General features: G+C 75.0%; 13 protein-coding genes and 1 pseudogene. 4 read left to right on the top strand and 10 right to left on the bottom strand.

From position 1 onward, the window contains the following. Positions 1-2: 2 nt before the first annotated feature. Genes hutI through hutH form a run of 5 tightly spaced genes read right to left on the bottom strand, consistent with a single transcriptional unit; the run spans position 3 to position 6,928 of the window. Complete coding sequence (hutI, locus tag G339_RS0121490; RefSeq protein ID WP_019633125.1) at positions 3-1,184, bottom strand: imidazolonepropionase; 1,182 nt, start codon at positions 1,182-1,184, stop codon at positions 3-5. Beyond that, entirely contained in the window at positions 1,181-2,497 is a 1,317-nt protein-coding gene (locus tag G339_RS0121495) for a formimidoylglutamate deiminase (RefSeq protein WP_019633126.1), read from the bottom strand. The genes hutI and G339_RS0121495 overlap by 4 nt, the downstream gene beginning before the upstream one ends. Continuing rightward, the gene (locus G339_RS0121500) at positions 2,497-3,696 is read right to left on the bottom strand and encodes an allantoate amidohydrolase (protein WP_019633127.1); all 1,200 of its coding nucleotides are present in this window, start codon (positions 3,694-3,696) and stop codon (positions 2,497-2,499) included. Before G339_RS0121500 ends, G339_RS0121495 begins: the two co-directional genes overlap by 1 nt. Further along, on the bottom strand, positions 3,696-5,354 hold the full coding sequence (gene hutU / locus G339_RS0121505) for a urocanate hydratase (RefSeq protein ID WP_019633128.1): 1,659 nt from the start codon (positions 5,352-5,354) through the stop codon (positions 3,696-3,698). The genes G339_RS0121500 and hutU overlap by 1 nt, the downstream gene beginning before the upstream one ends. Positions 5,355-5,383: 29 nt before the next feature. Then, the gene (hutH, locus tag G339_RS0121510; RefSeq protein ID WP_019633129.1) at positions 5,384-6,928 is read right to left on the bottom strand and encodes a histidine ammonia-lyase; all 1,545 of its coding nucleotides are present in this window, start codon (positions 6,926-6,928) and stop codon (positions 5,384-5,386) included. Between the two features lie 93 nt (positions 6,929-7,021). On the opposite strand from hutH, the gene G339_RS0121515 reads away from it, so the two are divergent. Continuing rightward, positions 7,022-7,789, top strand: a complete 768-nt coding sequence (locus G339_RS0121515) for an IclR family transcriptional regulator (RefSeq protein ID WP_019633130.1) — start codon at positions 7,022-7,024, stop codon at positions 7,787-7,789. A gap of 69 nt (positions 7,790-7,858) precedes the next feature. Here G339_RS0121515 and G339_RS0121520 read toward each other — a convergent pair whose 3' ends face one another. The 4 genes and pseudogenes from G339_RS0121520 to G339_RS0121535 all read right to left on the bottom strand — a co-directional run. Beyond that, positions 7,859-8,770, bottom strand: coding sequence for an ABC transporter substrate-binding protein (locus G339_RS0121520; RefSeq protein ID WP_019633131.1), 912 nt, complete (start codon positions 8,768-8,770; stop codon positions 7,859-7,861). A 60-nt stretch (positions 8,771-8,830) separates the two neighbouring features. After that, positions 8,831-9,529 (bottom strand): ABC transporter permease, encoded by a 699-nt coding sequence (locus G339_RS0121525; protein ID WP_019633132.1) that lies wholly within the window; start codon positions 9,527-9,529, stop codon positions 8,831-8,833. After that, a complete protein-coding gene (locus G339_RS0121530) occupies positions 9,526-10,269 on the bottom strand; it encodes an ABC transporter permease (RefSeq protein ID WP_019633133.1) in 744 nt (247 codons plus the stop codon). The genes G339_RS0121525 and G339_RS0121530 overlap by 4 nt, the downstream gene beginning before the upstream one ends. Positions 10,270-10,340: 71 nt before the next feature. Further along, positions 10,341-11,084 (bottom strand): annotated as a pseudogene (locus G339_RS0121535) (ABC transporter ATP-binding protein); the annotation flags it as partial. Between the two features lie 190 nt (positions 11,085-11,274). Between G339_RS0121535 and G339_RS0121540 the strand changes: the two are divergent. Next, the gene (locus G339_RS0121540) at positions 11,275-12,738 is read left to right on the top strand and encodes an aromatic amino acid ammonia-lyase (RefSeq protein WP_019633135.1); all 1,464 of its coding nucleotides are present in this window, start codon (positions 11,275-11,277) and stop codon (positions 12,736-12,738) included. Between the two features lie 9 nt (positions 12,739-12,747). Here the strand turns inward: G339_RS0121540 and G339_RS0121545 are convergent, their stop codons facing one another. Next, positions 12,748-13,710, bottom strand: a complete 963-nt coding sequence (locus tag G339_RS0121545; RefSeq protein WP_019633136.1) for a LacI family DNA-binding transcriptional regulator — start codon at positions 13,708-13,710, stop codon at positions 12,748-12,750. A gap of 152 nt (positions 13,711-13,862) precedes the next feature. On the opposite strand from G339_RS0121545, the gene G339_RS0121550 reads away from it, so the two are divergent. Next, on the top strand, positions 13,863-14,786 hold the full coding sequence (locus G339_RS0121550; RefSeq protein ID WP_019633137.1) for an amidohydrolase family protein: 924 nt from the start codon (positions 13,863-13,865) through the stop codon (positions 14,784-14,786). After that, positions 14,776-15,330, top strand: a complete 555-nt coding sequence (locus G339_RS0121555; protein WP_019633138.1) for a cysteine dioxygenase — start codon at positions 14,776-14,778, stop codon at positions 15,328-15,330. Before G339_RS0121550 ends, G339_RS0121555 begins: the two co-directional genes overlap by 11 nt. Positions 15,331-15,359 lie beyond the last annotated feature (29 nt).

Below are 15,359 nucleotides of genomic sequence, written 5' to 3' on the forward strand. Positions count from 1 at the left end.
CGTCACACGCGGCGGACGCCTGCCTTCCAGACGGCGGCGGTGAGGGGCACGCCGGGGCGGTAGGCCAGGTGGACGTGGCTCGGCGCGTCGATGAGGTGCGCGTCGGCGCGCGCGCCGACGGACAGGCGGCCGACGTCGGCGCGGCGCAGCGCCCGCGCGCCGCCCGCCGTCGCGGCCAGCACGGCCTCGGCGGGCGTCATGCGCATCTCACGGACGGCGAGCGCGACGCAGAACGCCATGCTGGAGCTGTAGCCGGAGCCTGGGTTGCAGTCGGTGGCGAGTGCGACGGCCGCGCCCGCGTCCAGGAGGCGGCGGGCGTCTGGGTAGGGCTGGCGGGTGGAGAACTCGACGGCGGGCAGCAGCGTCGCGACCGTCTCGGACGACGCGAGCGCGGCCACGTCCGCGTCGGACAGGAACGTGCAGTGGTCGGCGGACGCCGCGCCGAGTTCGACGGCGAGCCGCACGCCGGGGCCTTCGCCGAGCTGCCCCGCGTGGACGCGCGGCGTCAGGCCCGCCGCCGCGCCCGCTTCGAGGACGGCACGGGTTTGCTCACCGTCGAACGCGCCGCGCTCGCAGAACACGTCGATCCAGCGGGCGTGCGGGGCGCACGCGGCGAGCATGTCGCCGGTGACGGCGCGGACGTATCCGGCGGCGTCGCCGTCGTACTCGGGCGGGACGACGTGCGCGCCGAGGAAGGTGACCTCGTCGGTCTCCTCGGCGGCGATGCGGACGGCGCGTTCCTCCTGCGCGGGCGTCAGCCCGTACCCGGACTTGCACTCGACGGTGGTGGTGCCCTGCCGCGTCATCTCGGCGAGCAGCCGCCGGAGGTTCGCGCGCAGTTCCTCGTCGGTCGCGGCGCGGGTCGCGGCGACGGTCGTGCGGATGCCGCCCGCGGCGTAGGGGCGGCCGGTCATCCGCGCGGTGAACTCCTCGGCGCGGTCCCCAGCGAAGACCAGGTGGGCGTGGGAGTCTACGAAGCCGGGCAGCAGGCAGCGTCCGGCGGCGTCCACGGCGGTGTCGCAGGCGGGGGCGCGGGAGCCGTCCGCGCCGATCCAGACGACGCGCCCGCCGTCGAACGCGACGGCCGCGTCGCGCAGGACGCCGAGCGGCCCGCCGCCCGCGCCGGGGTCTGCGGTGACGAGTTCGCCGATGTCGTGGACGAGCGTGCTCGCGGGCGGGTTCACAGGGCCTCCCGGTAGGCGGCGGGGACGTCGACGCGCAGGTGGCGGCCGTCGCGGACGATCTCGCGCCCGCCCGCGACGACGCTCGTGACGTCGGCGGCGGTCGCGGCGAAAACGGCGGTCTCGGCCAGGTGCTCCGGCACGGCCCCGGCGGTGCGGGGCGAGTCCAGGCGGACGGTGACGAGATCGGCCAAGGCTCCCGGTTCCAGCCGTCCGGCGGATTCCCAGCCGAGCGCGGCGTGGCCGCGCCAGGTGGCGGCGGCGAGCAGTTCGGCGGCGGTGAAGTGGCCCCGGACGCGGGTGCGCAGGCGTTCGTCGAGTTCCAACGCGCGGGCCTCTTCCAGCAGGTCGATGACGGCGTGCTGGTCGCTGCCGAGGCTCAGCGGCGACCCGGCGCGGGCGAGGTCGCCCACCGGGCCGAGGCCGTCGGCGAGGTCGCGTTCGGTGGTCGGGCACACGCAGACGCCGGTTCCGGTGGAGCCGAGCAGGTCGATGTCGGCGGGCGTGAGGTGGGTGGCGTGGACGGCGGTGGTCAGCGGACCGAGCGCGCCGGACTCGGCCAGGAGCCGCGTCGGGGTGACACCGTACGCGCGCAGGCAGGCGTCGTTCTCGGCGGGCTGCTCGGACAGGTGGACGTGCAGCGGCATCCCGTGCTCGCGCGCGAAGCCGGCGACGGCGCCGATGGCGTCGCGCGGGACGGCCCGCACCGAGTGCAGGGCCGCGCCGATCCGCGCGTGCGGCGATTCGGCGCGGTCCAGCAGCGCTCGGACGCGTTCGCGCCAGGCTGCCGCGCTTCCGTCGCCGAATCGGAGTTGCGTTCCGGTGAGCGGTACGCCGGGGCCGCCTTCCAGATAGCAGGCGTCCAGCAGCGTGATGCGGATTCCGGCCTCGGCCGCCGCCGCGAGCAGCGCGTCGCCGATCGCGTTCGGGTCGGCGTAGGGCTCGCCGCCGGGCCGGTGGTGCAGGTAGTGGAACTCGCCGACGCAGGTGATCCCGGCCGAGGCCATCTCGGCGAAGACGGCCGTCGCGAGCGCCCGGTAGGAGTCCGGGTCGAGACGGTCCGCGACGCGGTACATCTGATCCCGCCACGTCCAGAAGGTGCCCCGGTCGGCTTGGGCCCGGCCGCGCAGCGCGCGGTGGAACGCGTGCGAGTGGGCGTCGGCGAAGCCCGGCAGCGTCAGGCCGGGCAGCCGCCGGGCCTCGGGCGGCGGGGGCGCGCCGGGCGTGACGCGGGTGAGGCGGTCGCCGTCCGACTCCAGCAGGACGTCGGCGGCGACCCGGTCCCCGACCCAGGCGAATTCCGCGAACCAGCGCATCACGCCGCCGCGAGGTCGGCCAGGACGTCCGCGAGCGCGGCGACGCCCGACAGGCAGTCGGCGGTGTCGGCGTGCTCGGCGGGCGCGTGGGAGACGCCGGTCGGGTTCCGGACGAACAGCATCGCGGCAGGCAGGCACGCGGCGAGAATCCCCGCGTCGTGGCCCGCGCCGGTCGGCAGGACGGGAACGCCGCCGAGCACCCGCACGACGCGGTCGCGCAGCTCCGTCCCGAACCGCACGGTCGGTGTGTAGGACTCCTCGGCCAGCTCGACGGTGACGCCGTGCGCGGACGCGGCGGCGCGGGCGGCGGCCTCGACGTCGGCGACGGTCCGGCGGACGGCGTCGTCCACCGGCCCGCGCCCGTCCAGCCACGCGGTGACGGCGGACGGGATCGCGTTGACGCCGCCCGGCTCGACCGCGACCTTCCCGACCGTGGCGACCGTGCCGTGCCGCTCGGCGGCCGAGCGCGCCGCGAGGACCGTCCGCGCGAACGGCAGCATCGGGTCGCGGCGGTCCGCGAGCGCGGTGGTGCCCGCGTGGTTTCCCTCCCCGGCGAAGTCGATCCGCCAGCGGCCGTGCGGGATGATCGCGCTCGCCGCGCCGATCGGGGCGGTGAGCGCGCGGCCCTGCTCGATATGCAGTTCGACCAGGCAGGACACGCGGGCGAGCAGGTCGTCGTCGGGGCCGATGCGGTCCGGGTCGAGGCCGTGTTCGGCGAGGACGGCGGCGAACGTGCGTCCGTCGCCGTCCCGCAGCGCCCGCGCGCGTTCGGGCGTGATCGCCCCGGCGAGCAGTCGCGAGCCGAGGCAGGCGACGCCGAACCGCGCGCCTTCCTCTTCGACGAACGCGGCGACGCCGATCGGGCGGGCCGGGACCGCGCCGCGTTCGCGCAGCGCGTCGATCGCCGCGAACGCCGACACGATCCCGAGCGGCCCGTCGAACGCGCCGCCGCCCGGCACCGAGTCCAGGTGGCTGCCGGTCAGGACGGCTCCGTCGCGGCGGCCGTCCGGCGGCAGCCACCAGGCGAACAGGTTCCCGTTGGCGTCGCGCTCGACGTCGAGCCCGCGCCGGTGCGCGTGTTCGGCGAACCAGGCGCGGCACTCCAGTTCGGGCGCGGTGAACGCGAACCGGCGGTACCCGCCCGACGCCGAGTCGCGCCCGACCGGCAGCAGCTCGTCCCACATCTCCTCGAAGGACATCAGTCCTCCAGCATCGGGACGCGCACGCCGCGCTCGGCGGCGACCTCGGCGGCGCGGTCGTACCCGGCGTCCGCGTGCCGCATGACGCCGGTGCCGGGGTCGTTGGTGAGGACGCGTTCGAGTTTGGCGGCGGCCAGGTCGGTGCCGTCCGCGACGCAGACCTGCCCGGCGTGGATGGACCGGCCGATGCCGACGCCGCCGCCGTGGTGGATCGACACCCACGTCGCGCCGGACGAGGTGTTGAGCAGCGCGTTCAGCAGCGGCCAGTCCGCGATGGCGTCGGAGCCGTCCGCCATCGCCTCGGTCTCCCGGTACGGCGACGCGACCGATCCGCAGTCGAGGTGGTCGCGGCCGAGGACGATCGGCGCGCTGATCTCCCCACGCGCGACCAGGTCGTTGAACACGGCCCCGGCCCGGTCGCGCTCGCCGTAGCCGAGCCAGCAGATCCGCGCGGGCAGCCCCTGGAAGTGGACGCGCTCCCCCGCCATGCGAATCCACCGGGCGAGCGGTTCGTTGTCGGGGAACAGTTCGAGGATCGCGCGGTCCGTGCGGGCGATGTCCTTCGGGTCGCCCGACAGCGCCGCCCACCGGAACGGCCCCTTGCCCTCGCAGAACAGCGGGCGGATGTAGGCGGGGACGAAGCCGGGGAAGTCGAACGCGCGCTCGTACCCGGCGGTCCGCGCCTCGCCCCGGATCGAGTTGCCGTAGTCGAAGACCTCCGCCCCCGCGTCCTGGAACCCGACCATCGCCGCGACGTGCGCGGCCATCGACGCGCGGGCCCGCTCGGTGAACCCGGCCGGGTCGCGGTCGCGCTCGGCGGCCCAGTCCTCGAACGCGACGCCGCTCGGCAGGTAGGCCAGCGGGTCGTGGGCGCTGGTCTGGTCGGTGACGACGTCGATCGGCGCGCCCCGGCGCAGCAGCTCGGGGATGACGTCGGCGGCGTTGCCGAGCAGCCCGATCGACAGCGCGCGGCGCTCGTCCCGCGCTTCCTCGGCCAGGCGCAGCGCCTCATCGAGCGAGTCGGCGCGCACGTCGCAGTAGCGGTGCGCGACGCGCCGGTCGATGCGCGACGGGTCGCACTCGACGCAGATCGCGACGCCGCCGTTCATCGTGACGGCGAGCGGCTGCGCGCCGCCCATCCCGCCGAGCCCGGCGGTGAGCGTGATCGTCCCGGCGAGGGAGCCGCCGAACCGCTTCGCGGCGACGGCCGCGAACGTCTCGTAGGTGCCCTGGAGGATGCCCTGCGTCCCGATGTAGATCCACGAACCGGCGGTCATCTGGCCGTACATCGTGAGGCCGTCGGCCTCCAGGCGGCGGAACTCCTCCCAGTTCGCCCACTGCGGGACGAGGTTGGAGTTGGCGATGAGGACGCGCGGCGCCCACTCGTGCGTCCGGAATATCCCGACCGGCTTGCCGGACTGGACGAGCAGCGTCTCGTCGCCCTCAAGCCCCGACAGTGACCGCACCAGGCCGTCGAACGCGTCCCAGGTGCGCGCGGCGCGCCCCGTGCCGCCGTAGACGACGAGGTCGTCGGGATGCTCGGCGACCTCCGGGTCGAGGTTGTTCATCAGCATCCGCAGGGCGGCCTCCTGCGGCCAGCCCTTCGCGGCGGTCAGCGTGGTGCCGCGCGGCGCGCGGACGGGTCGTGGTCCGGACATGGGGGCTCCTTCGGCTGGTGCGGGCGGGCTCAGGCGAGCGGGCCGGTGGCGGACTCGGCGGCGGCGACCACGGAACCGTCCCGCACGAGCGCGGTGGCGGCGGCGATCTCGGGCGCCAGGTACCGGTCGGGGCCGGGCGGCGGGACGCGCTCGCGCAGCGCGGCGACGACCGCGCCGGTCGCGGGGCCGGGCCGCAGCGGGGACCGCAAATCCAGGGCGCGCGCGGCGGTGAGCAGTTCGACGGCGACGACCTGGGCGTAGCCGTCCACGGCGCGGCGCAGCTTGCGGGCGGCGTTCCAGCCCATCGAGACGTGGTCCTCCTGCATCGCCGACGACGGGATGGAGTCGACGCTGGCGGGCACGGCGAGCCGCTTCAGCTCCGACACGATCGACGCCTGCGTGTACTGGGCGATCATGTGGCCGGAGTCGACGCCGGGGTCGTCGGCCAGGAACGGCGGCAGCCCGAACGAGCGGGAACGGTCCAGCATCCGGTCGGTTCGGCGCTCGGCCATCGACGCGGCGTCCGCGATGGGGATCGCCAGGAAGTCGAGCGCGTAACCGATCGGCGCGCCGTGGAAGTTGCCGTTGGACTCCACTCGGCCGTCGTCCAGCACGACCGGATTGTCGACGGCGGACGCCAGCTCGCGTCCGGCGACCAGTTCGGCGTGCGCGACGGTGTCGCGGAACGCGCCGTGGACCTGCGGCGTGCAGCGCAGCGAGTACGCGTCCTGGACGCGCGTGTCCTCCGGGCCGCGGTGCGATTCGACGATCGGCGACCCGGCGAGCAGCAGCCGCAGGTTCGCGGCCGACACGGACTGGCCGGGATGGGGCCGCAGCTCTTGCAGGTCGGCGGCGAAGACGCGGTCGGTGCCGAGCAGCGCCTCGACGCTCATCGCGGCGGCGACGTCGGCCGCCGTCAGCAGGCCGCGCAGGTCGTGCAGCGCGAGGACGAGCATCCCGAGCATGCCGTCCGTGCCGTTGAGCAGGGCCAGGCCCTCCTTGGCGGCGAGCGCGACCGGCGCGAGCCCGGCGGCGGCGAGCGCGTCCGCGGCCGGGACGAGCCGCCCGGCGACGTCCCGCACGTCGCCCTCCCCGATCAGCGCGAGCGCGACGTGCGCGAGCGGGGCCAGGTCGCCGGAGCAGCCGAGGCTGCCGTACTCGTGGACGACCGGCGTGATCCCGGCGTTGAGCAGCCCCGCCAGCGCGCGGGCCGTCTCGGGCCGCGCCCCGGTGTGCCCCGTCGCGAGGGTCTTCAGCCGCAGCAGCATCATCGCCCGGACGACCTCGCGCTCGACCTCCGGGCCGGACCCGGCGGCGTGCGACCGGACGATGTTGAGCTGGAGCCGCGCCCGCAGCTCCGGCGCGATGTGCCGGGTCGCGAGCGCGCCGAACCCGGTCGACACGCCGTAGACGGGCGTCGGCAGCGCTTCGAGCGCCTCGATCCGGTCGCGGGACGCGGCCATCGCGCGCTCCGCCGCGGCGCTGAGCGCCACCCGCGCGCCGTCCCGCGCGACCGCCACCACCTGGGCGAACGACGGCGGTTCCGGTCCGACCTCGATGCTCGTGTCCCCCATGCCGCAACTCATACCCACCATTGGAGCGACCCGACATGGACCGGGACGAGACCCGTCGGACCGGTCCTGTCTCGGATACGAGACGATCGGGGCATGGACCAGGTGCCGGCGGCGCGGCGGACGCTCGCGGTGCTGCGGCTGCTGGCGGCGTCCGCCGGGCCGCTGCCCGCCTCCGCGATCTCCCGCGAGCTGGGGCTGCCGCGCTCCAGCACGTACCACCTGCTCGCGGCGATGGCCGAGGACGGCTTCGTCGCCTACGTCCCCGAGGAGCGGCGGTGGGGGCTCGGCGTCGCGGCGTTCGAGGTCGGGTCCGCGTATCTGCGGCACGGTCCGCTGGAGCGACTGGCCCGGCCGCTGCTGCGCCGCTTGGTGGACCGCGTCGGCGAGATCGCACAACTCGGCGTGCTGCACGGAGCGGAGACGCTCTACCTGCTGAAGGAGCAGCCGCCCCGGCACGCGACGCTCGTCACCGACGTGGGCGTGCGCATCCCGGCGCAGCTCACCGCGAGCGGCCGGTCGATGCTGGCGCGGCTGCCGCCCGCGCAGCTCCGCGCGCTGTTCCCCGGACCGCTCGTCACCCGGACCGGGCGCGGCCCGGCGACGCTGAGCGCGCTGCGCCGCGAGCTGGCCGGGGACGCCGCGCGCGGCTGGTCCGCCGAGGACGGCCTGGTCACCGAGGGGTTCGCGAGCATCGCGGCGTGCGCGTTCGACCACACCGGCCATCCGGCGGCGGCGATCACCGTGACGTTCCGCCGCGCGGACCGGCCGCCGGACGCGTGGCCCGCGCTGGCCGCCCCGGTCCGCGCCGCCGCCGCGTCCCTCACCACCCGCCTCACCGGCCGCCCGCCCACCGACCGCTGACCCGCTACGGCAGGTGCGGAAACGCCGCGGGTCCCGAAGGTTTCCGGGACCCGCGGCGCGGGAGGTGGGTCAGCCGAGGCCGTTCTGGCTCAGCCAGTTCTTGGCGACGGTCGCCGGGTCGGTCTTCTTGTCGGCCATCTCGGTGTTCATCGCGAGGAGGCCGTCGGTCGTCAGCTTCGCCGACACCGCGTTGAGCGCGGCCTGCGCGGTCGCGTCCACCTTGGTCTTGTTGACGAGCGGGACGACGTTCTGCGCGCCGAAGACGTTCTGCGGGTCGGTGAGGCCCACGAAGGAGTTCTTCTTGATCGCCGCGTCCGTGGAGAACAGGTTCGCGACCTGGATCTTGCCGCTCTTCAGGTTGGACACGGTGATCGGCCCGGCCGTGTCGAGGGACTTGAACTCCTTGAACTTCAGGCCGTACACGTCCTGGAGCCCGATGACGCCCTGCTTGCGGGTCTTGAACTCCGGCGGGCCGCCGAGCACGAGCTGGCCCGCGACGGGCTTGAGGTCCGCGATCGACGTCAGCTTGTACTTGGACGCGGTCTCGGACGTCACCGCGAGGGTGTCCTTGTCCTCGGCCTGCGCCGGGTCGAGGATCGTCAGGTCGCCGGGCAGCTTCTGCTTGAGCGCGGCGTCGACCTGGTCCTTGGTGGTGGCGGCGTCGGTCTTGTCGAGGTAGGCCAGCAGCGCCCCGTTGTACTCGGGGAAGACCTGGATGGCGCCGCTCTCGACCTGCTTCATGTAGACCTCGCGCGAGCCGATGCCGAACTTGCGCTCGACCTGCACGCCCTTGGCCTCCAGCGCCTGGGCGTAGATCTCGCCGATCAGGCCGCTCTCGGGGAAGTCGGCGCCGCCGACGACGATCTTGCCGCCGCCCTTGTCGCCGCCGCCCAGCGGGTCGTCGTCGTTACCTCCGCCGCAGGCCGTCAGGGCGAGGACGGCGGCGACGAGCACGGCCGCGCCGCGCGTGATCCGGGACATAGGGGTTCCTTCCTCGGGGGGCGCGCCTGGGCGGCGCGCCCTCGGGGTCCATGCGCGCCGTCAGTTCGGGGCCGCCCGGCGGCGGACGCCCGGGGAGACGGCGAAACGGTGCAGGCCGGCGAAGACGGCCTGGGTGAGCACGGCCAGCACGATCACCAGGATCGCGCCGCCCGCCATGCTGTCGTACTCCTGCCGCGAGTAGCCGTCGACGATGTAGCGGCCGAGGCCGCCGAGCCCGACGTAGGCGGCGATCGTGGCGGTCGAGATGATCTGGATGAGCGCGGTGCGGAGCCCGAGCAGGATGAGCGGCAGCGCGACGGGCAGCTCTACCTTCAGCAGCACCTGGCGGCCGCGCATTCCCATGCCCTCGGCGGCGTCGCGCAGGCCCGGGTCGACCTGCCGCACCCCGGCGTAGGTGTTGACGAGCACCGGCGGCACCGCGAGCAGCACCAGCGGCACGAGGATCGGGACGATGTCGCCCGCCGTCGTGAGGACGACGACGAGGATGAGCAGGCCGAGCGTCGGCAGCGCCCGCGCCGCGTTCGCCGACGACACCACCAGGAAGCCGGACAGGGCCGCGGGCCGGCCGCGCCGCAGGTGGCCGAGCAGCAGGCCGATCGGCAGCGCGATCAGCGCGGTGATCGCGAACGCGAGCAGCGAGTACCAGAGGTGCTCGACCATGCGGTGCGGGATGCCGTCCGCGCCCGACCAGCGTCCCGCGCCGCCGAACCAGCCGAGCGCGTGCCAGATCGCGTTCACCGGGCCACCTCCGCGGCCCGCTCGGTCCGGGCGGCGCGCGCCGCGCGGCGGGAGACGCGGCCGGAGCGTTCCCAGGGGGTCAGGAACCGCTGGACGAGCATCAGCACCAGATCGGCGACGAGCGCGAGCACGACGATGAGGACGATCGCGACGACGATCGGCGTCGGGTAGGCCCCGCCCGGCCACTTCATGCCGGTGACCATGAGCTGCCCGAGGCCGCCGATGCCGATGAGGGCGCCGACGCTGACGAGGCTGATGTTGGCGACGGTCGCGACCCGCAGGCCGCCCATCACCACCGGCAGCGCGATGGGCAGCTCGACCTGCACGAGGCGGCGCAGCGGGCCGAAGCCCATCGCGACGGCCGACTGCCGGACGTGCTCGGGCACCGACCGCAGGCCGTCGACCACGCTCGGGACGAGCACGGACAGCGTGTAGAGCGCCAGCGGCACGACGACCGTCGTGTACGTCAGCCCGGTGAAGGCGACGAACACGACGAACAGCCCGATGGCGGGGATCGCGTAGAGGACGCTCGTCACCGCGAGCACGGGCGGGTACAGCCGTGTCCAGCGGGCGCAGGCCAGGCCGAGCGGCAGCGCGATGAGCAGTCCGAGCAGGACGGGCGTGAACGACAGCACGAGGTGCTCGCGCAGCGCCTCCCAGATCGGGCCGTCGTAGTTGTCGCGGACGTAGCTCCACCGCAGCAGCGGCTCGCCGCCCGTCCCGATCGCGGCGGGGATCACCGCTCGTCCGCCTTCGCCGGGACGGCGCCCGGGGCGTTCTCGGCGGCGGCCTCGGCCTCCAGCTCCTGCGCGAACCGCAGCCGCCGGATGCCGCGCTCGCCGCCGAGGAAGTCGCGGACGAAGTCGCTCGCGGGCGCGTCCAGCAGCTCGTCGGGCGAGGTGTACTGGGCGAGCTTCCCGCCGACCTGGAAGACGGCGATGCGGTGGCCGAGCTTGACGGCCTCGTCGATGTCGTGGGTGACGAAGACGATCGTCTTCTCCAGTTCGCTCTGCAGGCGCAGGAACTCGTCCTGGAGGCCGCCGCGGACGATCGGGTCGACCGCGCTGAACGGCTCGTCCATGAGCAGGATCGGCGGGTCCGCGGCGAGCGCGCGGGCGACGCCGACGCGCTGCTGCTGGCCGCCGGAGAGCTGCGCCGGGTAGCGGCGGGCGAAGGCGGCGTCGAGGCCGACGCGCTCCATCAGCGCGCGGGCGTCCGCGCGGGCCCGCTTCTTGTCGCGGCCGAGCAGCAGCGGGACGGTCGCGATGTTGTCGAGGATGGTGCGGTGCGGGAAGAGGCCCGCCTGCTGGATGACGTAGCCGATGCCGCGCCGGAGCGTGGGCGGGTCTACGTCGCGGACGTTCCTGCCGTCCACGGTGACGGTGCCCTCGGTGGCCTCGACCATCCGGTTGATCATGCGCAGCGTGGTGGTCTTGCCGCAGCCCGAGGGGCCGACCAGCACGGTGATCTCCCCGGCCGGGATCTCCAGGTCGAGGTGGTCGACGGCGACCGTGCCGTCGGGGTAGCGCTTGGTCACGCCCGCAAATGTGATCAAACGAGTCACGTCCTCATGGGGCGCCGCAACGCCTTCGTTCCGCTCGTGGACAGATGGTGGACCAGGGTCGATCGGGCACGGACTCCTGCCAAGCCTAGCCATTCCCGACCTTCCGGAGACCTCACCCCAACCAGGACTGTCCTATCTTGGGTGATTCGACCTGAATTAACAAGAATGTACCGTAGCGCCCGTGGAGAACAGCCGAATCGTGATCGACGGGACCGCGCTCACCTGCGCGCTGGTCGCCCGCGCCGCCCGCGCGGACGTGACGATCGCCATAGCGGAGGCGGGCCTGGCCCGCGCCCGCGCGGCCCACGCCACCGCGCGGGCCGTCGCCGCCGAACGGCCCGTCTACGGCCGCACCACCGGCGTCGGGGCCAACCGCGTCGTGGACGTCGAGTGGGAGGACGCCGACGCGCACGGCCTGCGGCTGCTGCGCAGCCACGCCGCCGGGGCCGGACCGCTCGTCGCGGCCGAGACGGGCCGGGCGATGCTGACCGTCCGGCTCAACCAGCTCGCCGCGGGCGGCTCCGGCGTCGATCCGGGCGTGCTGCCCGCGCTCGCGGACGCGCTCAACCTCGGGCTCGTCCCGCCCGTCCCCGTCTACGGCGCGATCGGCACCGGCGACCTCACCGCGCTCGCGTCCACGGCGCTGTGCCTGCTCGGGGAGCGGTCCTGGCTGGGCGGCCCGGAAGCCGGGCCCGCGCCCGGGCCGGGCTTCCGGCTGGGGTCGGCCGACGCCCTGGCCTTCATCAGCTCCAACGCCGCCACGCTCGGCGAGGCCGCGCTCGCCGTGGCCGATCTTGGAACGCTCCTGTCCGCGTCCACCGTGGTGACGGCGCTGTCGCTGCTCGCCGCGCACGGGTCCGAGGAGCCGTACGCGCCCGCCGTCCACGACGCCTGCCCGCACCCCGGCCAGCGCGCCACCGCCACGGCGATGCGGACGCTGCTCGCCTTCGACCACCCCGTGCCCGGCCGCATCCAGGACCCGTACGGCTACCGGGCGTTCCCGCAGGTCCACGGACCCGCGCTGGAGGCGCTGGAGTACGCCGAGCGGGTCGTCGAACGGGAGATCAACGCGGCGGCCGAGAACCCGCTGGTGGACGTCGCGGGCCGCACGGTCTGGCACAACGGCAACTTCCACACCGCGTACGTGGGCCTGGCCCTCGACGCCGTCCGCGCGGCGCTGTTCCAGACGATGGCGCTGTCCGCGGCGCGGCTCGGGACGCTGTCGGAGCCGTCGTTCACCGGGCTGAACCCGTTCCAGGCCGAGACCGAGGCCAGCTCCGGGATCATGATCCTCGAATACGTCGCGCACTCGGCGCTCGCGGACGTCCGGCGGCTCGCGACGCCCGCCGCGCTCGGCAGCGCCGTCCTGTCGCGCGGGGTCGAGGAGCACGCCGGGTTCTCCACGCAGTCCGCGCGGGCGGCGACGGACGCGGCCGGGGCGTACCGGATCGGCCTCGGCTGCGAGCTGTACGCGGCCGTGCGGGCGCTGCGGATGCAGGGCCGCGCCCCGGCGGGCGGGCCGCTGCGCGCCGCCTACGACCTGGCGGACGCGGTGCTGGACGACCGGATCGCCGACCGCCCGCTGGACGCCGACATCGCGGTCGCCGCCGACCTGCTCCCCCGGCTGGCCCGGCTGCTGCCCTGACCGCGCGGGTCAGCCGACGGTGGACGCCCGGGAGCGCAGGGACGGCTCGCGGACGACCCGGCGGCGGCGCGGCTTGCCGTCGATCACGTCCACGACGAGCCGGACCGCCGCGTGGACGATGCCGTCGATGTCCCAGTCGACGGTGGTGAGCGGCGGCGTCAGCAGCGCCGACATCGGGTGCGCGTCGTAGCCGCAGACCGCGACGTCGCCCGGGACGGCGAGGCCGAGGTCGCGCGTGGCGGCGTACACGCCGTAGGCGATCACGTCGGAGAAGCAGAACACCGCCGAGGGCCGGTCGGCGCGGTCCAGCAGGGCGCGGGCGGCGGCGGTGGCCCCGGCGAGCGACTGCGGCGCGACCTCGACGTCCACGCGCAGCCCGAGCCGTTCGGCCTCGGCGTGGACGTGGACGTCGGCGGGCCGGTCGGGCGTGCTCGCGCGCGTGGGGGTGAGGACGCCGATGTGCCGGTGCCCGCGGTCGAGCAGGTGCTCCAGGGCGAGGGTGACGCCGCGCCGGTTGTCGAACACGACCTCGCCCTGCGCGTGCCCGCCGCGCAGCGCGTCGCCGATGGACACGACGGGCAGCGCGTCGCACAGGTCGGCCCACAGGTCGGCGGCCGGGTCGAGGGGCTGCACGATGATGCCGTCCACCCGCTGGTCGCGCAGGCGGCGGGCGAGGGCGCGCTCGCGCTCGGGGTCGCCGCCCGCGTCGACGAGCAGCGCGTACCGGTCGCGGGCGAGCAGCGCGCGGCCGATGCCGACCGCGAGCGACTGCTGCCAGTAGTCCTCCAGGGAGCCGCACAGCAGGCCGACCATGCCGGTGCGGCCGCTGGCCAGGGCGCGCGCGATCGGGTGCGCCTCGTAGCCCAGTTCCTCGGCCGCCGCGCGGACGCGTTCCTGCGTCTCCTCCGAGGTCTGGATGCCGCGCAGCGCGTACGACACGGCCGCCGGCGAGAGCCCGGTCGCCTGCGCCACTTCCCGGATGGTCGCCCGTTTCCGCCTGTCCGCCACGGAGCCAACCCTAGGGGCCGCCTCGGACGGTTCGAAGATTTCCAACTTGACAGGTAGGCTTTTTAAGCGGTTCACTGAACCGGTTCACTGATGCGTTTCAGGAGAGGGGTGCGGTCATGTCCGGCGGCGGTCGGCTCGGGGTCGACGTCCACCAGCACCTGTGGAGTCCCCCGCTCGTCGCCGCGCTGCGCGCGCGGACGTCGCCGCCTTACCTGAAGGACTGGACTCTCTATCTCGACGGTGAGCCCCCCTTCACCGTGATCCCCGAGGACCACGACGTCGCCGCCCGCGCCGAGCTGGCCCGCGCCGACGGCCTCGACCGCGCGCTCGTCTCGCTGTCCACCCCGCTCGGCGTCGAGGCGCTGCCGCCCGACGCGGCCCGGCCGCTGCTGGACGCCTACCACGAGGGCGCCGCCGCGCTGCCCGCGCCGTTCGGCGCCTGGGCCGCCGCGAACGTCCACACCGTGTCCGCCGACGACGCCGCCGCCGCGCTCGACCACGGGTTCGTCGGACTCCAGCTCCCGGCCGCCGCACTCGCCGGACCGGCCGGGTTCGCGCGCTGCGCGCCGCTGCTCGACCTGCTGGAGGAGCGCGGCCTGCCGCTGTTCGTCCACCCCGGCCCGGCCGCGCCCGGCGACGCCGAGGTGCCCGGCTGGTGGCCCGCGCTCGTCCCCTACGTCCAGCAGATGCACGCGGCCTGGTTCGCGTTCCGCGCGTTCGGCCGCCCACGCCACCCCCGGCTGCGCGTCTGCTTCGCGATGCTCGCCGGGCTGGCGCCGCTGCACGGCGAGCGGCTGACCGCGCGCGGCGGCGGCCGGGGCGCGGTCGACCCCGACGCCTTCCTGGAGACCTCGTCGTACGGACCGAAGGCCGCCGACGCGGCCGTCCGCGCGGTCGGCGTGGACGTGCTCGTCCACGGCACCGACCGGCCGTACGCCGGACCCCGCGACCTCGCGCTGGGCGAGGCCGCGCGGCACGCGTTCCGCGTGTCCAACCCGCATCGACTGCTCACCGGAGAGGAGCGCATCCATGTCGCGTGACCTGCTCGACCACGCCGTCCCCACGACCGGTGGCGGGTCGTGTCTGGACGACCTGCCCGCCCGCGCGCTGGACGCGCGGGAACTGCGGGAGCTGGTGGACCGCCTCGCCGACGAGCCCGGCCTGTGGCGGCAGCACGTCGCGTTCTCCGACGACGAGCGGCACTACGCCTCGCTTTACCGCGACGAGTTCGTGGACGTGTGGCTGCTGTGCTGGACGCCGCAGAACGACACCGGCTGGCACGACCACGACGTGTCCTCGGGCGCGGTCCGCGTCGTGCAGGGCGTGCTGGAGGAGAACAACCCGCGCATCGGCGGCGACCACCTGCGGACGGAGGTCGGCGAGGGCGTCTCGTTCGCGTTCGGGCCGGACCACATCCACCGACTCGTCGGCGCGGCGGACGCGAGCGTGTCCATCCACGCGTACTCGCCGCCGCTGTGGCGGCTCGGGCAGTACTCGATCAGCCCGGAGGGCGTCATGCGGCGCGTGTCGGTGAGCTACGCCGACGAACTGCGCCCGATGGAGCAGGAAGCGCCCACCGCGTAGCCGCCGGGCCGCGCCCGTCGTGCGACGGG

This window comes from Actinomadura atramentaria DSM 43919, assembly GCF_000381885.1.
Lineage (GTDB): Bacteria > Actinomycetota > Actinomycetes > Streptosporangiales > Streptosporangiaceae > Spirillospora > Spirillospora atramentaria.

Bases quoted from the DNA above. Each gene is read 5' to 3' on its own strand.
- G339_RS0121515 (WP_019633130.1), top strand. From the start codon at position 7,022: ATGGACCAGGTGCCGGCGGCGCGGCGGACGCTCGCGGTGCTGCGGCTG.
- G339_RS0121495 (WP_019633126.1), bottom strand. From the start codon at position 2,497: ATGCGCTGGTTCGCGGAATTCGCCTGGGTCGGGGACCGGGTCGCCGCC.
- G339_RS0121520 (WP_019633131.1), bottom strand. From the start codon at position 8,770: ATGTCCCGGATCACGCGCGGCGCGGCCGTGCTCGTCGCCGCCGTCCTC.
- G339_RS0121500 (WP_019633127.1), bottom strand. From the start codon at position 3,696: ATGTCCTTCGAGGAGATGTGGGACGAGCTGCTGCCGGTCGGGCGCGAC.
- G339_RS0121550 (WP_019633137.1), top strand. From the start codon at position 13,863: ATGTCCGGCGGCGGTCGGCTCGGGGTCGACGTCCACCAGCACCTGTGG.
- hutU (WP_019633128.1), bottom strand. From the start codon at position 5,354: ATGTCCGGACCACGACCCGTCCGCGCGCCGCGCGGCACCACGCTGACC.
- hutH (WP_019633129.1), bottom strand. From the start codon at position 6,928: ATGGGGGACACGAGCATCGAGGTCGGACCGGAACCGCCGTCGTTCGCC.
- G339_RS0121555 (WP_019633138.1), top strand. From the start codon at position 14,776: ATGTCGCGTGACCTGCTCGACCACGCCGTCCCCACGACCGGTGGCGGG.